Annotated in this window: 20 protein-coding genes; 8 read left to right on the top strand and 12 right to left on the bottom strand. The window is 56.2% G+C overall.

Going from position 1 to position 18,586, the window contains the following annotated elements:
- Positions 1-169 precede the first annotated feature (169 nt).
- Entirely contained in the window at positions 170-907 is a 738-nt protein-coding gene (locus WC600_16400; GenBank protein ID MFA4904316.1) for a DUF72 domain-containing protein, read from the top strand.
- Between the two features lie 120 nt (positions 908-1,027).
- Here the strand turns inward: WC600_16400 and WC600_16395 are convergent, their stop codons facing one another.
- Genes WC600_16395 through trxA form a run of 3 tightly spaced genes read right to left on the bottom strand, consistent with a single transcriptional unit; the run spans position 1,028 to position 2,282 of the window.
- Entirely contained in the window at positions 1,028-1,756 is a 729-nt protein-coding gene (locus WC600_16395; GenBank protein ID MFA4904315.1) for an outer membrane protein assembly factor BamD, read from the bottom strand.
- 14 nt (positions 1,757-1,770) lie between these two features.
- A complete protein-coding gene (locus WC600_16390; GenBank protein ID MFA4904314.1) occupies positions 1,771-1,920 on the bottom strand; it encodes a hypothetical protein in 150 nt (49 codons plus the stop codon).
- Positions 1,921-1,958: 38 nt separating this feature from the next.
- Entirely contained in the window at positions 1,959-2,282 is a 324-nt protein-coding gene (gene trxA / locus WC600_16385; protein ID MFA4904313.1) for a thioredoxin, read from the bottom strand.
- Positions 2,283-2,550: 268 nt separating this feature from the next.
- Between trxA and WC600_16380 the strand changes: the two genes are divergently transcribed.
- On the top strand, positions 2,551-2,871 hold the full coding sequence (locus tag WC600_16380; protein MFA4904312.1) for a nucleotidyltransferase domain-containing protein: 321 nt from the start codon (positions 2,551-2,553) through the stop codon (positions 2,869-2,871).
- Positions 2,868-3,242, top strand: coding sequence for a HEPN domain-containing protein (locus WC600_16375; protein ID MFA4904311.1), 375 nt, complete (start codon positions 2,868-2,870; stop codon positions 3,240-3,242). The genes WC600_16380 and WC600_16375 overlap by 4 nt, the downstream gene beginning before the upstream one ends.
- A gap of 15 nt (positions 3,243-3,257) precedes the next feature.
- Here WC600_16375 and WC600_16370 read toward each other — a convergent pair whose 3' ends face one another.
- From WC600_16370 to WC600_16340, 7 genes are all read right to left on the bottom strand, one after another.
- Positions 3,258-3,494: a hypothetical protein gene (locus WC600_16370; protein ID MFA4904310.1), complete on the bottom strand. Its 237-nt coding sequence runs from the start codon at positions 3,492-3,494 to the stop codon at positions 3,258-3,260.
- 43 nt (positions 3,495-3,537) lie between these two features.
- The gene (locus WC600_16365; GenBank protein ID MFA4904309.1) at positions 3,538-4,179 is read right to left on the bottom strand and encodes a hypothetical protein; all 642 of its coding nucleotides are present in this window, start codon (positions 4,177-4,179) and stop codon (positions 3,538-3,540) included.
- Between the two features lie 81 nt (positions 4,180-4,260).
- On the bottom strand, positions 4,261-6,147 hold the full coding sequence (gene cooS, locus WC600_16360) for an anaerobic carbon-monoxide dehydrogenase catalytic subunit (GenBank protein ID MFA4904308.1): 1,887 nt from the start codon (positions 6,145-6,147) through the stop codon (positions 4,261-4,263).
- A 212-nt stretch (positions 6,148-6,359) separates the two neighbouring features.
- Positions 6,360-6,749 carry a type II toxin-antitoxin system VapC family toxin gene (locus WC600_16355; protein MFA4904307.1) on the bottom strand — a complete coding sequence of 130 codons (390 nt, stop codon included), beginning with the start codon at positions 6,747-6,749 and terminating at the stop codon, positions 6,360-6,362.
- Entirely contained in the window at positions 6,746-6,970 is a 225-nt protein-coding gene (locus WC600_16350) for a type II toxin-antitoxin system Phd/YefM family antitoxin (GenBank protein ID MFA4904306.1), read from the bottom strand. The genes WC600_16355 and WC600_16350 overlap by 4 nt, the downstream gene beginning before the upstream one ends.
- 138 nt (positions 6,971-7,108) lie before the next feature.
- Positions 7,109-8,053: a methylenetetrahydrofolate reductase gene (locus WC600_16345; protein MFA4904305.1), complete on the bottom strand. Its 945-nt coding sequence runs from the start codon at positions 8,051-8,053 to the stop codon at positions 7,109-7,111.
- The gene (locus WC600_16340; protein MFA4904304.1) at positions 8,050-8,721 is read right to left on the bottom strand and encodes a methylenetetrahydrofolate reductase C-terminal domain-containing protein; all 672 of its coding nucleotides are present in this window, start codon (positions 8,719-8,721) and stop codon (positions 8,050-8,052) included. Before WC600_16340 ends, WC600_16345 begins: the two co-directional genes overlap by 4 nt.
- 451 nt (positions 8,722-9,172) lie before the next feature.
- Here WC600_16340 and WC600_16335 point away from each other — a divergent pair, with 451 nt between their 5' ends.
- The 3 genes from WC600_16335 to gltA all read left to right on the top strand — a co-directional run bounded on the left by WC600_16335 (position 9,173) and on the right by gltA (position 13,860).
- On the top strand, positions 9,173-10,960 hold the full coding sequence (locus WC600_16335; GenBank protein ID MFA4904303.1) for a formate--tetrahydrofolate ligase: 1,788 nt from the start codon (positions 9,173-9,175) through the stop codon (positions 10,958-10,960).
- A 581-nt stretch (positions 10,961-11,541) separates the two neighbouring features.
- Positions 11,542-12,399, top strand: coding sequence for a sulfide/dihydroorotate dehydrogenase-like FAD/NAD-binding protein (locus WC600_16330; GenBank protein MFA4904302.1), 858 nt, complete (start codon positions 11,542-11,544; stop codon positions 12,397-12,399).
- A 42-nt stretch (positions 12,400-12,441) separates the two neighbouring features.
- The gene (gene gltA, locus WC600_16325) at positions 12,442-13,860 is read left to right on the top strand and encodes an NADPH-dependent glutamate synthase (GenBank protein ID MFA4904301.1); all 1,419 of its coding nucleotides are present in this window, start codon (positions 12,442-12,444) and stop codon (positions 13,858-13,860) included.
- Positions 13,861-14,223: 363 nt separating this feature from the next.
- Here gltA and WC600_16320 read toward each other — a convergent pair whose 3' ends face one another.
- Positions 14,224-15,396 (bottom strand): pentapeptide repeat-containing protein, encoded by a 1,173-nt coding sequence (locus tag WC600_16320; protein MFA4904300.1) that lies wholly within the window; start codon positions 15,394-15,396, stop codon positions 14,224-14,226.
- Between the two features lie 186 nt (positions 15,397-15,582).
- Positions 15,583-16,686 (bottom strand): DNA polymerase IV, encoded by a 1,104-nt coding sequence (gene dinB, locus WC600_16315; protein MFA4904299.1) that lies wholly within the window; start codon positions 16,684-16,686, stop codon positions 15,583-15,585.
- A gap of 101 nt (positions 16,687-16,787) precedes the next feature.
- On the opposite strand from dinB, the gene WC600_16310 reads away from it, so the two are divergent.
- Together WC600_16310 and WC600_16305 are read left to right on the top strand one after the other, a co-directional pair.
- Positions 16,788-17,537, top strand: coding sequence for a trypsin-like peptidase domain-containing protein (locus WC600_16310; protein MFA4904298.1), 750 nt, complete (start codon positions 16,788-16,790; stop codon positions 17,535-17,537).
- Positions 17,538-18,044: 507 nt separating this feature from the next.
- Complete coding sequence (locus tag WC600_16305) at positions 18,045-18,575, top strand: phospholipase D family protein (protein MFA4904297.1); 531 nt, start codon at positions 18,045-18,047, stop codon at positions 18,573-18,575.
- The last annotated feature ends 11 nt before the right edge of the window (positions 18,576-18,586 follow it).

Below are 18,586 nucleotides of genomic sequence, written 5' to 3'. Positions count from 1 at the left end.
AATACCCCTGATAATGGCTCGATTAGTGAAGATTGTGGCCGCATGGACATGCCACCTGCGAGAAATGGTAACTATCTATCTGAAAAAACCTTGCAGAGAGAAGGGGGTATTCAAGGATAGTGACTAGCTACCCAATTATCTGTTTGAGCGCATTTTCGTCCTTGCCGCGATGAAGACCGCTGGACTTATCCATATCGGCACCTCGGGATGGCACTACAGACATTGGCGGGGGCCTTTTTATCCTGAAACCCTGGGCTCGGAAGGGTTCCTGGCATTCTACGCCCGCCATTTCCATACCGTAGAAATCAATAATTCTTTCTACCAACTGCCCACGGAACGAGCTCTGTCGACCTGGCGGGACGGTGTACCCCCGGGCTTCATTTTTTCCGTCAAAGGCAGCCGCTTCATCACCCACATGAAGAAACTGAAGGACCCGGAGCGGTCCCTGGCGCCATTTCTGGAAAGGGTGCCGCTCCTCAAGGACAAGTTGGGTCCCATCCTCTTCCAGTTGCCCCCGGGCTGGCACTTTAATAGAGAGCGGCTGGCCGCGTTTCTTACGGCGCTGCCCGAGACCTGGCGCTATACTCTTGAGTTGCGGGATCAGAGCTGGATCAATGACCAGACATTAGACCTGCTGATGCAGTATAATGTGGCGTTCTGTATCTATGACCTTGGCGGATATCTCTCCCCCTTAGAAGTCACGGCAGATTTTGTCTATATCCGGCTTCATGGCCCCAAAGGCCCCTATCAGGGCCGGTACCTCGCCCAGACCCTGGAAGAATGGGCCGGAGCCATTGCTGCCTGGAGCCGACAGGGTCGAGAGGTCTTTTGCTACTTCGATAACGACGAAGCCGGCTTTGCAGCCCAAAACGCCTGGCAGTTACAAAATCTGCTTATAAACAGGTGACCCTGGCATGACGTGGGCGAGATTGTCGAGGGGGTGGCTAGGCTTGTGGCTGAGATGACAAGTGAGAAAGGCTCAAAGCTAAAGCAGGGGGGCCGGCACTGAGCCGACCCCGGGGAGTCGTTACCACTTGGCGTCAAAAATGCTGCCAACCTTGGAGAGGATGCCGTTGGGCTTGTCTGTCTTGGCAAGGTTCTTTTGACATTCCTCGATACTTTGCTTGGCTTGGGGAACCTTGGGGTGGTCGGGATAATCCTGAATCAGGGTTTGATAGCGGTCGAGGGCGGCCTGGTGGCGCTTCGTCTTATGATAATACTCAGCCACATAGAACTCATGGTCCGCCAGGTCTTTGCGGCAGCGGGCCAGATAGGTATCTGCCTTGGACACATATTCGGAATCGGGGAACTTTTGTTTTAACCGCTTGAACTCGTCAATGGCCCTTTGGGTATAGGTCTGGTCCCGATCTATAGTCGAGCGCTGGCGATAGCAGCACTGACCTTCCCGGTAAATGCAGTAAGGCACGGCCTTACTGGTGGGGTGAAGTTTTTCGTATTCCTTGTAAGCCTGCATGGCTTCGTCATACTTTTTTTTGAAGAAATAGGCGTCGGCGACCTTGAGCTGGGCCATAGTGGCCTGCTCACTGTAAGGGTACCGGTCCCTCACTTTTTCGAAGGTCTCGATAGCATCATCGTACTTTTTCTTTTTTAAGTTTTTAATACCTTCCTCGGCCAAGACGTCCGGGGGCGCATCGGGTTTCTTTTTAGAGAACCAGCCCTTGAAGGTACCGCAACCGCTGATGGCGAACACCAGGACCAGTGCTAAAAGGTTTTGAGCGATAGTTTTTTTGGTCATAGGTTACCCTCGCTTCAGCTCTTCCAGGTAGTTTTCCACGGTAATGGCCGCAACCGAGCCATCTCCCGCGGTTCCAGGACTTCTTGGCGGCGGAATTCGAGATCGAAGCCGGTGACTCCCTTGGGGAATCCCGGGTAGTTTTCAATGAGATTGGTGGTCATCATCTGCCCATTATCCCACTCAGGCATGCCAGATCGACGGCTTAGAGGGCTTTCTTTAAGGCGTTTTCGATGATGGAACGGGAGACGGCGCCAGTGATCTGTTCCACCACCTGTCCCCCTTTGAAGATGATCAAAGTGGGGATGGCCCTGATGCCGTATTTTGCCGGAGTTTTTGCGTTTTCATCCACGTTCATCTTGGCCACTTTCACCTTGCCTTGGTAATCCCGGGCCAATTCTTCCACCACCGGAGCAATGGCCCGGCAGGGGCCGCACCAAGCCGCCCAAAAATCCACCAAAGCCGGCATATCGGACTTCAGGATTTCCTGTTCGAAATCAGCATCGCTTACCTGAAGGGGCTCAGCCATTCTCTTCCTCCTAAGAAAAGTTAGGACCTAATTTTATAAAAATATCTTTTTTTACCCCATTTTGTCAATGACTTTTGCAGGGGTGAGTCAGGGGTGAGGCCGTAGACGGGCGCCAATTCAAACCCTGAATGGCCAAGACCACAGGCTTAATAATTTATCGGGAAAGGGCGATTGATTAATCGCGGTCTTGATAATAAGGTTTGAAACATTCTATTATAATTGTTAATTTGTTCCATCTAAGAGATTATACCAATCAAAAAGAGACGGTATGAATCCGTTAATCCAGACGGTATTGTCAGCATTGCAGAAATCTCTGCGCGGGCTCTACGGCGATCGGTTGGTCCAGTTGGTTCACTATGGCTCCACTGCCCGCGGGGATGCTGAACCAGACTCCGATATCGACCTTCTGGTAGTGTTGAAGGGACCGGTGGACGCCGGGTTGGAGATCGAACGCACCGGCGAAGTGGTATCGACATTGAGCCTGAGACACGATGTGGTTATCGCCTGTATCTTCATGGACCAGGAAAGATTTTTTCATCGTCACGGCCCTTTCTTACGCAACGTGCGGCAAGATGGAATAACTCTATGACACCTGACCAGGAAGAACTCCTTGGTCGCGCCAGGGAGAGCATAGCCGCAGCCCGCTTATTGCTTGAAGGCGGCTTCCCCGGGTTTGCTGCCTCCAGAGCCTATTATGCCATGTTTTATCTAACCCAAGCCGTTTTGGAGGGGGAAGGGCTGGCTTTCTCGAAACATTCCGCAGTAATCGCCGCCTTTGGCAAATACCTGGTCAAACCCGGCCGTATTTCCGCTGAATATCATCGCTATTTGCTGGACGCCTTGGAAGCACGACACGAAGGCGATTATTCACCGGTTTCTAGTATTACCATCGAGACAGCCAAAGAACACTTGAAACGTGCCGAAAAATTCCTAACCCTGGTTGAAAGCTTCCTTCAGTAGAAACTTAGGCATCCTTTATCCATTGTTTCGATTCTGATCATCCGCCCGGCTTCCGAAAAAGATAAGTCTTATCAACCTCCCCAATAAAGCAATGCCTAAAAGCACGGCCACTACTATGCCAATGAATATGGCCAGATAAACGCTTATCTTAAAGATAAGGACCAGTATGGGAACCACAAAGATGGCTATCACGATTACCAGGCAGCCGGTGACAAAGTCTCTGGGGCCCAGCTTATCGGTTTCATTGGTCACGCGAATTTTCCCCTTAGCGAGCCTCCAGGCCCGGGAATCGACGCTACTTCTGAGCAATAACCAATGTAAAATTAGCTCGAGAGATTTTTCCCTTGCCAAAAAAGATCTTGATCATTGCTGGGTATTTCCCATTTGGTGGGATTGTCTTGTGTTTCAATCTTAAATTATAAGTGATTTCAGTAGAGTATCGCCCTGGCAATTCAATTAAGGGCATATTTTTAGGGTCAATATAAAACTCATACTGGAATTTTGGTTCGTCTGTACTTTTAAACAAAAAATTAATTGGATTTGAAGAGTATATCTTAGTGTATAAAGGCCCACTTAAAGAATCGCCTATATTTCTGATAGTTAGATTTATTTGCATTACGAAATGACCATCTTCCTCTTTTTCAAAAGTAGCCTCTATTTCCTGATTAGCTAGAGGTAAACCATTCGTGCCAAGTATCTCTAGTTCAGGCGGGGATTCAACCTTGCCCAATTCGGCTTTGATATCTTTTTGAAATTCTCTTAAGGAATCTCTTTCAGCTTTGTAGTTCCAACTCAATATGACCGTCAACAAACTGAAGACGATCATGAAAACACCGGTTACACCGCCGAAATACCATTTAATATCATCAAAGCGTTTTTCTGCACTTACCAATCGCTTGTCGAGTTCATCAAAACGAACTTTAATTTCGTCGTCCATCTTTTCGTCCTTTAACAAGTGTTTTGCTTTTAAATAATTGCAGGGTGCGTATTGCATGAACACCCTGCAATTATTAAAGCCTCACCTCGCTTCCAAACCCAACCCCCGGCGCTTGCCTTCCACATGCGCAATGATAAGGTCTGCGGCCTTGGCCGGGTCGGTCTCTACCGCGAAGGTGGCCCCCACATGGGCTTCCAGACCGTTCAATAACAGGTCGGTGACCGCGCTGCTGCCCAGGACCGGGGGCATGACCCCCAGTACGGTGTAGACGCCGCTGGCCACGGCATAGCAGGCGATGGTGGCGGCCTTCTCGGAATACCATTCGGGGGCCGCCGCGGCCAGGGGCAGTTGATCCAGATCCACACCCAGGGCCTGGGCCAGTTCCGCGGCCAGATTGATGATGCGGGTGTTGTCCACACACGACCCCATGTGGAGGACCGGCGGGATACCCAGGGCTTGGCAGACCGCCTTCAGGCCCGGACCGGCCAGGGCCGCGGCCGAAAGCTGTTTGAAGCCCGCCTTGGCGTGGGCCACCGCGGCACAGCCGGTGTCCACCACCAGAATGTCATGTTCGATGAGCTTCCGGGTGAGGGTGGTATGGCCGTAGTCATGTACCACCTTCGGATTGTTGCAGCCCACCACGCCCACCGCGCCCCTAATCTGGCCTGCTTTGATGGCGTCCAGCAAGGGGTCCCAGGTGCCGCCTAAGGCTTCCTTGATGATCTCCACCGAGAAGCCGCTTACCTGGGACACGGGGGTTCCGGGGATGAGCACCCTCTCGGGCCGGCGTCGGGCGAAGTTCTCCACCGCCTGGGAAACCAACTCGCGGCCCAACTCCTCGCCGGTTTCCGGGGAGAACGGCAGGTGAATGGCTCCGGGAAACTTGGCCTTGGCCGCGGTGGTGTAAAATTTGGTGTGGTAGCACGCGGCCAGGTCCCCCAAAGACGGCATGATGCACTGGTAGTCCACCACCATGGCCTCCACCGCGCCGGTGATCAGGGTGAGTTCCTGCACCAGGTGGTTGCCGACCATGGGAATCCCTTGGCGCATGAGGACCTCGTTGCCGGTGCAGCACAAGCCCACCACGTTGATGGCCCCCGCCCCCAATTCTTTTGCCCGGGCCACCAGTTTCGGGTCCTGGGCGGCCCGGACCACCATTTCCGAAACCAGAGGCGAGTGGCCATGGAGGATGAGGTTCACCTGGTCCCCTTTGAGCACGCCTAAATTAACCTGAGAGGCCGTGGGTTTGGGAGTGCCGAAGAGGACGTCGGAAATCTCCGTGGCAATCATGGAGCCGCCCCAGCCGTCCGCCAGGGCCACCCTAAGTGCCTGGACCAGGAGGTTGACCGCGTCGTTGTCCACGCCCATGTGGGTGCGGTGCATCATTTCGGTGACTTCCCAATCCACCCCCCGGGGCTCGATGCCCAGGGCGCGCCATTTTTCCAGGCGCACCGCGGGCAGGCGCCGGGTGAAGGTGAGGTAGCCCTTCTTGATGCCGTATTCTTCCATCATGGCCAGGGCCAGCTCCTTGGCCTTGGCCAAGGGTTCAAGCTCCGCCGCCACCCCGAACTCCGCGGCCAGGCGGTTCAGTTTGTCCCCGTCCGCGATGCCGAACCCCGGCGCCCGGCCTTCACCCACGGCCAGGAGTGTTTCCAGCAGGTCACGGCCGTGATCGGAGTGGGAGGCTGCGCCCGCGGCCACCATACGGCCCAGGTTGCGGGCCACCATGATGTGGGCGTCGGCGCCGCAAATACCCCGCTGAGGGCCGTCGCCAAAGGGATCAATCCGGCAAGGTCCCATAACGCAGATGCGGCAGGAAAGCCCCAACTCGCAAAAGCCGCACTGGGGCTCCTGAGCCGCGGCCCGATCCCAGATGATCTCCAATCCTTCGGCCCGGGCCTTGTCCACCATGGCCAGAGTATCGGAGTGGATGGAGACGGGCTTATCGCGGGAAGAGGAATGGTCCATATTCTGACCTCCTGAGGGATATCTTTTTGATAAAACAGGATTGCGGTAGGGGGCGGATTTCAAACCCACCCCTTCTATCAATCCACCATACAACATCCGCTCAAATAAAAAAAGCCCGATCCTGTCGGACCGGGCTTGGATATTGCTAATAAGAATTGCCTTAATACGCTGCTACCCTGGGAGACCCCGGACTCAAGAGATTGGGTTGCCCGCTACCAGATGGTTTCTACGTCGCCGAACTGGATAATTCTCTGATCCGCAGTCACCAACGGCATCCCCAACACCCGCGAGGTGGCCACGATGATCTGATCCGCGGGGTCCCGGTGAAATCCTTGCAGATTGGTACTTTCCACCGCGATTTCGGGGGTCAACTCCACGATGCGGATATCATTTTCGTTTAAGGAACGGCGGATCCAGCTCAGAGTGGAAATGGTGAACCTGATACGTTGCCGCTCCACCAACTTAGCCAACTCCCAACAGGAAATGGCAGAAATCCAACGACTGCCGCCGCTTAATTCCTGTTGGGCCTGAGCGGAGCGGGAATGTAGATCGCCGATGCTCAGCCAAATCCAAACATGGGTATCCAGAAGGATTGATTTCATTTGAGAGATTCCCAATCCTCTGCAGCCACCGGCGAGATGATATCCCCCATAAAGGCCACCGTCTCGTTCAGGGGCACCGGCTCCGTTTCCGTGTCATAGGGAATCAATTCAGCGATGGGCTTGCCCCGTTTGGTAATGATTATCCGCTTCTTGGTTTTGGCCACCTCTTCCACCACCGCCAGGCAGGTTGCTTTGAATTTCGACACCGTTAGAGAGTCCATAGTGTTTTCCTCAAACAATTGATTATAGTAAAATTACTATGGTCATTATAATGCATCCTGCGATAGCGTTCAACCTTCCCCCATAAAAAAAGCCCGATCCTTTTGGACCGGGCTTGAGTATTGTCAGGAAATATTGCCTTAGTCGGCTTCTATCACCGGCCGCGGCAGGAGACCGGCGGCTTCGACGATCTCCGGCACATGGTCTTCCCATTCGATGGCCATGAGGTGGATGCCTGATACGCCTTTCATGGCCAGGCACTCATGGATCTGCTCCACCGCGATCTTGATGCCTTCTGCGGCCACCTTGTCCTTAGGCACGCCCTTCAACCGGGTGATGAAGGAGTCGGGCACGTCCAGGCCGGGCACGAATTTTTTCATGTAGTTGGCCATACCCACGGATTTCAGCGGCGTAATGCCGGCCATGATGAAGCACTTTTCCGTGAGGCCCATGTCGTTGGCCATTTCCATGAACTTCCGCCAGCGCTCCATATTATAAATGCACTGGGTCTGGACGAACTGGACCCCGGCATTGATCTTTTTGCCCAGGCGCACCACCCGGAATTCCTGGGGGTCGGCAAAGGGGTTGGCCGCGGCGCCGATGAAGATTTTGGGCCGGCCCTGGAGTTCGGTGCCACTGATCATCTTGCCCTCATCCCGCATGTTCTTGACGGTGTGGGCCAGCATGACGGAATCCAGGTCGTGAACGTTCTTGGCCTGGGGATGGTCGCCGAAGGACTGGTGATCGCCGGTCAGGCACAGCAGGTTCTTGATCCCCAAGGCCGCAGCGCCTAGAATATTGCTCTGGAGGCCGATGCGGTTCATATCCCGGGTGACCATCTGCATCACCGGTTCCATGCCCATTTCCAGGAGGATTTTCGCGGCGGCCATGGAACAGAACCGCACTACCGCGGTCTGGTTGTCGGTGACGTTGACGGCATCAACGTTACCTTTCAGAAAATTCGCCTTGTGCTTGAAATGCTCGACGTCGCAGCCCCGGGGCGGGCCGCATTCGCCGGTCACGGCCTTCTGGCCGCTCCTAAAGATTTTTTCCAGTTTGCTTCCCGCGGAGTATTCGGCGGTCATTGTTTCAATTCCTCCCGTATCGTGGTGCGTAACCCGCCGTCCCGGCTGGTAGACCAATTTTTATAGAGCTGCACTTCGGTGAGTTTGTGCAACTCCCCGAGATTTTTCAGGCGATCGTAAATCAGTTGCCAGATGCAGGGGATGGAGCCCTTACCGACTTCGCAGATGCCCTCGGAAGAGCCTCCACAGGGCCCATTCAAGAGCTGCTTGGCGCAGCGGGTGATGGGGCACAGCCCACCAAAATTGCCGATGATACAGCTACCGCAGGCCTGGCAAAATTCCTTCCAGACCCCGTGTTCCGTAGCCCCGCCGATGCTGGTAGTGTTGAGGCCCGGGAAAACCCGGAGATAGGGGTAGCGGGCGGCGCAATACTGGGGCCCGACGCTACAGGCAATGGAGACTATGGCGTCAGCGCCGTCCACCAGGTCGTCCAGCGGCTCGATATATTCGGGATCGCATTGCCGTTCACAGGTATATTCCTTCACTTCCAACTCATTCCCGGCGGCTTTGCGGGCGATCTTGAGCTCGGAGGCCAGAATGGCCACCTCTTTTTCGCCACCCGCACAACATACGGTCACGCAGCCTTTACAGCCAGCCACCACGATCTTTTTGAAATCCTTGACCATATCCAGGATTTCCGCCAGGGGTTTCGATTCCGCTATGACCATAGCGTTCCTCCTATTCCATTAATCCATTTATCCAGCGCAAAAAAAAATCGTTAACTTCTCCACAGTTGTCTCTTCGGGCCCCCGGATCCACGTGGCGTAAAGGGGCTTGGATCTAAGCAAAATTATCCGCGGCCAACTTCTTTTAATGAATATGAAAAGGGCCACGTCGGGCCTTGTACTTCTATTCACTTAATTCTATGGCGAAACCAGGGGTATTGTCAAATAGAAAAATCCAGAGGAATTTTGGGCTGACTGATTTAAAAAGTCAAAAATTTATTGACAAATGCACTTGAGGTCTATTTAATGGGGGACTATGTGAAAAAAAGTATGAGCTGCGATCTGTCCCCTCCTCGGGGACGGGGGGCTCGAGTATGCTGTCCCATCACCTGGGCCACCCCGGGGATGACCATTAGATAGCCAATAATTACCATATCTTAAGGAGGCAGTTTTTATGGCGAAGTATGATCCGGTTAAACAGGCTGACTGGCAGATTGCCGAAATCGCCGAAGCGGAGATGATTCCTTTTGACGCAATGTGCGATAAGTTGGAAATCCCCAAAGACGAGCGCATCCCGCACGGTCAGAAAATCGGCCGCGTCGATTACATGAAGTGCCTGGAACGCCTGAAGAACAAACCCGACGGCAAGTACATCGAAGTCACCGCCATCACCCCCACTCCCCTGGGGGAAGGCAAATCCACCACCTCCATGGGCCTGATCGAGGGCCTGGGCGCCCGCAAGCAGAACGTGGGCGGCGCCCTCCGCCAGCCCTCCGGCGGCCCCACCATGAACATCAAGGGCACCGCGGCCGGCGGCGGTATCTCGCTGCTGATCCCCATGACCGAATTCTCCCTGGGCCTCACCGGCGACATCAACAACATCATGAACGCCCACAACCTGGCCATGGTGGCGATGACCTCCCGGATGCAGCACGAATTTAACTATGACGACGCCCAACTGGCCAAACGGAATCTGAAGCGCCTGAACATGGACCCTCGCAACGTCGAAATGGGCTGGATCCTTGACTTCTGCGCCCAATCCCTGCGGAACATGATCATCGGTATGGGCACCACCAAGGCCGACGGCTTCATGATGCAGTCCAAAACCGGCATCGCCGTGTCCTCCGAAGTTATGGCCATCCTGTCCATTTTTAACGGCTTGGCGGACTTCAAGAAACGCTTGAACGAAATCGTCGTAGCTTACGACAAGAAGGGCAACCCTGTCACCACCGGCGACCTGGAAGTGGGCAACGCCATGATGGCCTGGATGGTCCCCTCCATCAACCCCACCCTGATGCAGAGCGTGGAGAAGCAGCCTGTCTTCGTGCACGCCGGTCCCTTTGCCAACATCGCCGTGGGGCAAAGCTCCATCGTCGCCGACCAGGTCGGCCTGAAGCTGTTCGACTACCACATCACCGAGTCCGGCTTTGGCGCTGACATCGGCTTTGAGAAATTCTGGAACGTCAAATGCCGTTTCAGCGGCCTCATTCCCAATGTGTCGGTGCTTACCGCCACCGTCCGCGGCCTGAAACACCACGGGGTCAACGCCGGCGCCCTGCCGTGCCCTCCGGGCCGGCCCGTCCCCAAAGAGTACTTCTCATCCTCGCCCGAGACCTTCAAATGGTTGGAAGAGGGCGTACAGAACGCGGTGCACCATGTCCGCAACATCAAGAAAGCCGGCATCAACCCGGTGGTGTGTATCAACGCCTTCCATTTCGACTCCAAGGAAGAGCATGACCTGATCCGGCGGGCCTGTGAAGCCGAAGGCGCCCGGGTGGCAGTGTCCAAGCACTGGCAGTTCGGCGGCGAAGGCGCCCTGGAGTTTGCCGATGCGGTCATAGATGCTTGCAAAGAGAAGAACGAGTTCAAGTTCCTCTATCCCAACGAGCTGCCCCTGCGCAAGCGCGTTGAGTTGATCGCCAAAGAAGTGTACGGCGCTGACGGCGTGGACTTCGCCCCCGAAGCCAATGCCAAGGCCATACGTTTTGAAGCGGATCCCAAGTTCAACGAATATGCCACCATGATGGTCAAGACGCACCTGTCCCTGACCCATGATCCCAGCAAGAAAGGCACTCCCAAGGGTTGGCGGTTGCCCGTCCGTGACTTCCTCATCTACGGCGGCGCCAAGTTCATCTGCCCCGTGTGCGGCGCCATCTCCCTGATGCCCGGCACCGGTTCCGACCCGGCCTACCGCCGTGTCGACGTCGATGTGAAGACCGGCAAAGTGACCGGCCTGTTCTAAATGAAAGGTGGGGTGCGCCCTGCGCCCCCCTGACTTGAACCATAAACCGGCTTCCCGAGGCATTGCCCAAGGAAGCCGGTTTTTTTTTATGATTGCTCTGTTCTTTCCTTATAATTCCCCTCTCCCCTTGTGGGAGAGGGCTAGGGTGAGGGGTGGATAAGTGAAAAACTTCTCGTTTTGCCCTCGTTCCCAAGCTCCAGCTTGGGAATGCAAATTTCCGGCGAAGCTCTGCTTCGCCACCTTATCGCCTCTTCACCCGATGACAGAAGTCGGCTGATTATGATCCATGATTTTTCTATCGGTTTGTGATATTTATCACTTGCGCCGTTGCCTCCGCGCATGGTAATAAACATGCGATGTAGAAGAGACCAAGGCAGGTTTAGACTGAAGCCGATAGGCGCATAGTGGCAGCCCCCTTGTGTTTTATTTCCGGCACAACGGCTTCACCGGCCCCCATCCGCGAGATCTCGGCGGTGGCCATAAATTCTTCACCAGTTGTCTGTAGGGGCGGGGTTGCCCCGAACCTATAACGCAAACGGGGATTGTGAAATAAATTTTTCGCGAAGTGAGGAGAGTCTCAAATGTTCGAAATAGTGGAACGCGTCGAAATGGCCCAGGGCACTATCATCAGCAACTGGATCAAGGCCCCCAAGATTGCGGCCAAGGCCAAACCGGGGCAGTTCGTCATCCTGCGGGCCAATGAGAAGGGCGAACGCATCCCCCTGACCATGGCGGATACCGATCCGGCCAAAGGTCTGATCAACATCATTTATATGGTGGTGGGCAAGAGCACTGCGCTCTTCAAAACTTTGAAGGTCGGAGACTCCTACCTGGATGTCATCGGTCCTTTGGGACAGGCCACCCACCTGGAAAACGTGGGTAAGGTGATCTGCGTCGGCGGCGGCACCGGTATCGCAGTCCTGCACCCCATTACCCGGGGCCTGAAACAGATAGGCAATTATGTCTATTCCGTCATCGGCTCCCGCTCCAAAGACCTGCTCATCATGGAAGACAAGATGAAGGCCGCGTCCGATGAGCTCATGATCTGCACCGACGACGGCACTTACGGCCATAAGGGGTTCGTCACCGAAAAACTGAAGGAAACCCTGGCCAGGGATAAGGACATTAAACTGGCAGTGTGCATAGGCCCCGTGCCCATGATGAAGTTCTGCTGCAAGGTCACGAAGGAATTTGGGGTTAAAACCCTGGTGAGCCTTAACCCCATCATGGTGGATGGCACCGGCATGTGCGGCTGCTGCCGGGTCAAAGTCGCGGACCAGATGAAGTTCGCCTGCGTGGACGGGCCGGAGTTTGAAGGCCATGAGGTCGATTGGGACGAACTGGACCTGCGCCTGCGCTCTTATATGATCGAGGAAAAGGTCACCTACGACCAGTTCAAAGAATGCCACGGCGGCGGGAAATGCTCCTGTTGCAGCTAAGAAATTACCCGTAAAGGCACATAAGCCAGGAGGAGAAGGATAATGTCGGAAGAAGCAAAAGCCCCCAAAAAAGAAAAGATCCCCAGGCAAAAGATGCCGGAGCAGGAACCCAAGGTCAGGGCCCGCAACTTCGAAGAAGTGCCCTTCGGTTACACCGTTGACCAGGCTATGCTTGAGGCCCAACGCTGCATCCAGTGCAAAGACCCCCGCTGCAAACAGGGCTGCCCGGTAGAAATCGATATACCCCAGTTTATCTTAAAGATTAAGGAAGGCGACTTTGAAGGCGCCATCCGCAAACTCTGGGAGAAAAACTCCCTGCCCGCGGTGTGCGGCCGGGTCTGCCCCCAGGAAGTGCAGTGCGAAGGCATGTGCATTGTCGGCAAAAAAGACGCCCCGGTGGCCATCGGCAACCTGGAGCGCTTTGCGGCTGACTATCAGCGGGAACATGGCAAGCAAATCCTGCCCCCCAAGCCCGAACCCTCAGGCAAGAAGGTGGCGGTGGTGGGAGCGGGTCCCTCGGGCCTGACCGTGGCCGGCGACCTGATGCAGAAGGGCCATGACGTCACCATCTTTGAGGCCCTGCACGGCCCAGGCGGCGTGCTGCTCTACGGTATCCCGGAATTCCGTCTGCCCAAGGCCATTGTGGCCCAGGAGTGTAATTTCCTGGAACAAATGGGGGCCAAGATCGAGGTCAACTCGGTCATCGGCCGCTCCGAGACCGTGGATGAATTGCTGGAACGCTTCGACGCCGTCTTTCTGGGCGTGGGCGCAGGCCTGCCCGTGTTCCTGAAAATTCCCGGCGAGCACTTCATCGGGGTCTACTCCGCCAACGAGTACCTGACCCGCGCCAACCTCATGAAGGCCTACGACTTCCCCAACTACGACACGCCCATCGTCAAAGGCAAGAACGTGGCCACCTTCGGCGGCGGCAACGTGGCCATGGACGGAGCCCGCACCGCCCTGCGCCTGGGCGCCGACCATTCCTACATCATCTACCGGCGCTCTCATGACGAACTGCCCGCCCGCGGCGCTGAAGTCCACCACGCCGAGGAAGAGGGCGTCGAGTTCCTGCTGCTCTCCAATCCGCTGCGTTTCCTGGGCGATGAGGCCACCGGTCGTCTCACCGGGGTCGAGTGCCTGAAGATGGAACTGGGCGAGCCCGATGCCTCCGGGCGGCGGCGTCCGGTACCCATACCGGGCTCCGAGTTCATCGTGGAAATCGACACTGCGGTTATCTCCATCGGTTCAGGCAGCAACCCCTTGCTCACCAAGAGCACCCCGGGTCTGGCCTTGAATAAATGGGGCTACATCGTAGCCGACCCCAAGACCGGCAAAACCATGAAACCCAGAGTCTGGGCCGGCGGCGATATCGTCACGGGTTCTGCCACCGTCATCCTGGCCATGGGCGCCGGCCGCCAGGCCTCCAACTCCATCCACGACTACCTGATCACAGGGTGGTAGAAAAGAATTTGGGGGAGGGGCAAAGGGCTTTTTCGTAAGTGCCCTTTCCCCCTCACAAAAAACCCCAAACCCCCACCCCAATCCCATAAGCATAAAATAGCAGGAGGGCCAGAAATGGCCCTCCTTCTTTATCCGGTAGGGCGGGCGTCCCCGCCCGCCTCAGCGCTTTTCCGTAGGGGCGGACCTGCGTGTCCGCCCTGATTTGCTTGGCTCTATTTACCCTCGTTCCCAAGCTCCTGCTTATTTTCTCTTATCTCGTTCCCAAGTTGCACTTGGGAACGCCAATATTCGCCCAAGCTCTGCTTGGGCACCTCTATCATTTCCTTAAGCAAACCCAGCCTCATGCCATGAAAAATTCACCCATTATTCCTCTTGGCCCCCCTCCGGCCCTTTGCCCTCTTGGGTTTCCTCCTGCAAATAATCGGGCAAGATGGTTTTCTCATCTATAATAGCCTGGGCCAGTTGCTCCGGGGTGAGGCCCATGGCTCCCCTGAGGTCGGCGCCCTCCAGGTGGGTTTCCAAGAGGTCGGTCCCCTCCAGGAAGCCCACCTTGAGGTCGGCCCCCTCCAGGTGGGCTTCCCAGAGGTCGGCCCCCTCCAGGTGGGCGAACCAGAGGTTGGCCCCCTCCAGGTGGGTTTTCCAGAGGTTGGCCCCCTCCAGGTGGGCTACCGTGAGGTCGGCGCCCTCCAGGTGGGCTTCCTGGAGGTCGGCGTCCTCCAGGTGGGCTTTGACGAGGTTGGCCCCCTCCAGGTGGGCTACCGTGAGGTCGGCCCCACGCAAATCGGTGTTCCGCAAATCCAACCGCCCCTTCTCTTCTTTCTGGCGGTAGCGGTACTTGCGCCTCCCCAATACCGTTAAAATGGCCTGGATGTCCGTGGCCGGCTTGGGGGCCGCCGGCGCCGGGGTGATCGCGGTTGCCGCAGTGGCGTTCTGTTCTTCTGCGGCTCCGGCCGCGGTGGGCGCCTCCGGGGTTAAGGCTTCCTGAACCACGGGTTCTTCCCCGGAGGTTTTCCCTTTTTCGTCCTGGGCTTGCTCCCGCCAGGGCACCCGCTCCCGCACGTACGCGGTAAGGGTCTCCATAATCGTCCAGTAATCTTTGTCCGAGTCGTTGGCGATGCGCTCCAAGGCGTAGATGCCCCCCAGACGGATTTCCATCCGGTCGCTGCCCAACTGCTCGATGGCCCGGGTGAAGCGTTCGGTGATCTGGCCTTCCTGGGCCACCACAACCTGCTGCTCCAAAGACCTAACCTGATTCTCCGAAGCCCGGATACGCCTAAAGCCCATATAGATGCCGATGATAGCCAGAACGCCAGCCATAATGTAAGCCAGGGTCTTTCTGGCCTCGTTTTCAATATCGAAGCAAATCTTGGGCGGCAGACCATCCTTGCCCGGCGGACAGACCGGCACCTGCATCTTGGGCACATAAATCAAGGCCCAGACAGCCCCGGCCGCCACCAAAACAACCAGAAACCCCAGGATACAAGGCTTAACCCGTCGCCACACCTGCCCCACTTTTTCCAAGCGCGCTCCCACCATCGCCCCCTGCTGCTTTATTCACATACCGCTCTCTTACCTTGGTTTCCCAAAAAGATCAATATCTTCGGCAAAACTCTTTGCCCATCTTGCTTTTCGTAGGGGCGGACACATGGGTCCGCGGCAACTTTTCAGGGTAGCAGCCGTAGGGTGCGCACTGCGCACCATCTTTGGCGGGCAGTGCCCGCCCTACATAACCTCCCCCACTCCAAAATCCTCCTTCCCCAACTTCTCCACCCGCACGCCGATAAGGCGAATCAATTTATGCTTGGGGTTCTCTCGATTGTCTAAAAACGGCATGAGCAGTTTCATGGCGGCGAAGGTGAGGGTGCGCAGGGTGGCCGCGGGCGCTGGCCGGGTGTGGGAGCGGGTAAAGGTGGCGAAATCGGCAAAGCGCACGGTGACCACCACGGTGCGGTACGTGTGGAAGCCCCCATTGGTAAAGCGCCGATGTACCTCATGGCAGAGAGCCCAAAGGCGCTGGAAAATAAAGTCTAGGTCCAGCGTGTCTTTGGCAAAGGTTTCTTGCTCTCCAACGGATTTGGGCTCCCACTCGGTGACCAGTGGACTATCATGGCGGCCCCGAATCCGCTCATAGAGCGACGGCCCCCAGGACCCGAACCGTTCTTCCAACTCTTTCGCAGAAAACCTCTTTAAATCTTGGACAGTCTTAATGCCCAGACGGGCCAGGGAGTGCTCGGTCTTGGGGCCTATGCCGGGGATTTTGCGCACCACCATGGGTGCCAAAAAATCTTCCGCCTCCGCCGCGGTGACCACCGTCAGGCCGTCGGGCTTTTGAAAGTCCGAGGCGATCTTGGCGATCAGCTTGTTGGGACCGAGGCCGATGGAGGCAGTGAGCCTTTCTTGGACCAGGATTTCCGTTTTGATCTTACGGGCCAGGTCTGCGGCCCGATCATATGATCCGGTGAAACTCAGGTCGAAGTAAGCTTCATCGATGCCGGCGGTCTCCACCACCGGGGCATAACGGTGCAGAATCGCCATGATCTTATCCGAGACCTCCCGATACCTGGAGTAATTGCCCCGGGTGAAGACGGTGGCAGGCTGGCCCCGGCGCCGGGCCGCTTCGGCCAACTTCCAGGCCGTTGAGATGGGCAGGGCGGAATGGATGCCGTAGACGCGGGCCGGGTAGTTGGCTGTGGACACCACTCCACGCCCCTGCCCTCCCGCGGGGTCGGCCCCCACTACCACAGGCCGCCCTTTGAGTTCCGGGTGGTCCCGCTCTTCGATGGCCGCGAAAAAGGCATCCATATCCAGGTGGCCGATGATGCGCATATGGATCATTGTAACCAAGGATCGGAGCCGGGCCAAGGAATCGGGAAAGGGATTGCCAAACCGCGTCAACTCAGATAAGAAACAAAGATGGGCGAACCGATATGAGATGCAGGGATAATGGGCAATTCGCGGCCGTCTTGGCAATAATGGTGGTCTTCCTTGGAAGCCTGGGGGCAGGCGCGGCCTGGGGTCAGGAGAGTCTGCCGGAGCTGATTAAAAAGGTCTCCCCTGCCGTGGTGACCGTGGCCGGGTTTAATGCGCAAGGCAAAGTCATCCGCATCGGAAGCGGCTTTTTTGTGGATGCGCAGGGTCACCTCATCACCAATCTGCACGTCATCAAAGGGGTGGCCCGGGCTGAAGTGAAACTGCCCAAGGGAGAGGTTTACCCTCTGACTGAGATGGTAGCGGCGGATGACAAGGCCGATCTAGTCAAATTGGTAGTGAATCTGCCCGGCGGCCCGCCGCATTACCTGACGGTGAGCGGCGCCCGGCCGGAAGTGGGGGAACACGTGGTGGTGCTGGGCAGCCCCCTGGGATTGGAACACACGGTGACCGACGGCATGGTGTCGGCGATCCGCACCATTAAAGACCGGGGTGAGTTCCTGCAAATTTCGGCCCCCATTTCGCCAGGCTCCAGCGGCGGCCCGGTGGTCAATATGAAGGGCCAGGTCATTGGGATTGCCACGTTTCAGGTGAGAGGCCAGAATATCAATTTCGCGGTGCCTGGCTACCGGGTGCTGGCCCTAAAGGAAGGTCCGTCTAGGGGGCTGCCGGGCCAGGGAGCAGACGGTAAAATTCTACCGGCGCGCCCTGGGGTGAATGTGCCGCGGCCCCAGATACAGATGAAATAGGGACTGCGTCCAAACACCCGAGCGCGGCGGCGCCGCATGTTCATGATCTGCTGGTAAGACAAAAGGCGCTGGATCGCAGCAGTGTCCGGTTTGGTTTTTGCAAATGAGGAAGTTCGTTGGGCGTAGTCCAACAGCTCAAAAATTCGCTGCGCCCTTCCGGCTCCGAGAAGATTACTTCCCCTCACCCTAACCCTCTCCCCCATTGGGGAGAGGGGAAAAAGTGGAACCGATTTAATGCCTTATACCAAGTTGCGCTCATACAGGTAATTTTGCTTTTGTAGGGGCGGACCTATGTGTCCGCCCTCAGAGTGGTCGCACATGCAAGTGTGCCTCTACAAAACCGAAGCTATTTTTACTTCTATGGACGCAACTTAGTATTATGGTTACTAAAACGGCCACATCTCCTACCCCCTCTCCACCCGCTTCGGGGGGAGAGGGCTGGGGTGAGGGGGGCAGAACAACCTCATGCAATTTTCTAACCGGACGCTGCTGGCTGGATCGACTTTTATGAAGAAAAAAACGCTTATTCTCTTGTTGGTTACGCTTTGCCTGTGGTCTGCGGTCGCCCTGGCCCAGACCGGGTCTATCCGGGTCTATTTCTCCCCCAACGGCGGCTGTACCGACGCCATCCTGGCGCAGATTAACCGGGCCAAGACGGAAATCCTGATTCAGGCTTATTCATTCACCAGCAAACCTATCGCCCAGGCCTTGATTGCCGCCCAGAAGCGCGGGGTCAGGGTCACCGCAGTGTTGGACAAGTCTAACCGGACCCAGAAATATTCCGCGGCCACCTTCTTGAAGAACGTGGGCGTCCCGGTCTACATCGACGACAAGCACGCCATTGCCCACAATAAAATCATGATTATTGACAACCGGGTGGTTATCACCGGCTCCTTTAACTTCACCATGGCGGCTGAAAACAAGAACGCCGAGAACCTGTTGATCATGGAGGATATGCCCGACTTCACGAGGGCTTACCGGGAGAATTTTCAGAAACACCTGCGGCATTCCGTGGCGTACCGCCCCGTTGAGGATTGATCAAGCTCAAT

Source organism: Desulfobaccales bacterium, from assembly GCA_041648175.1.
Lineage (GTDB): Bacteria > Desulfobacterota > Desulfobaccia > Desulfobaccales > 0-14-0-80-60-11 > 0-14-0-80-60-11.
Note: the sequence above shows the minus strand (reverse complement) of the source record. Positions and strands in the feature narration are given on the sequence as shown.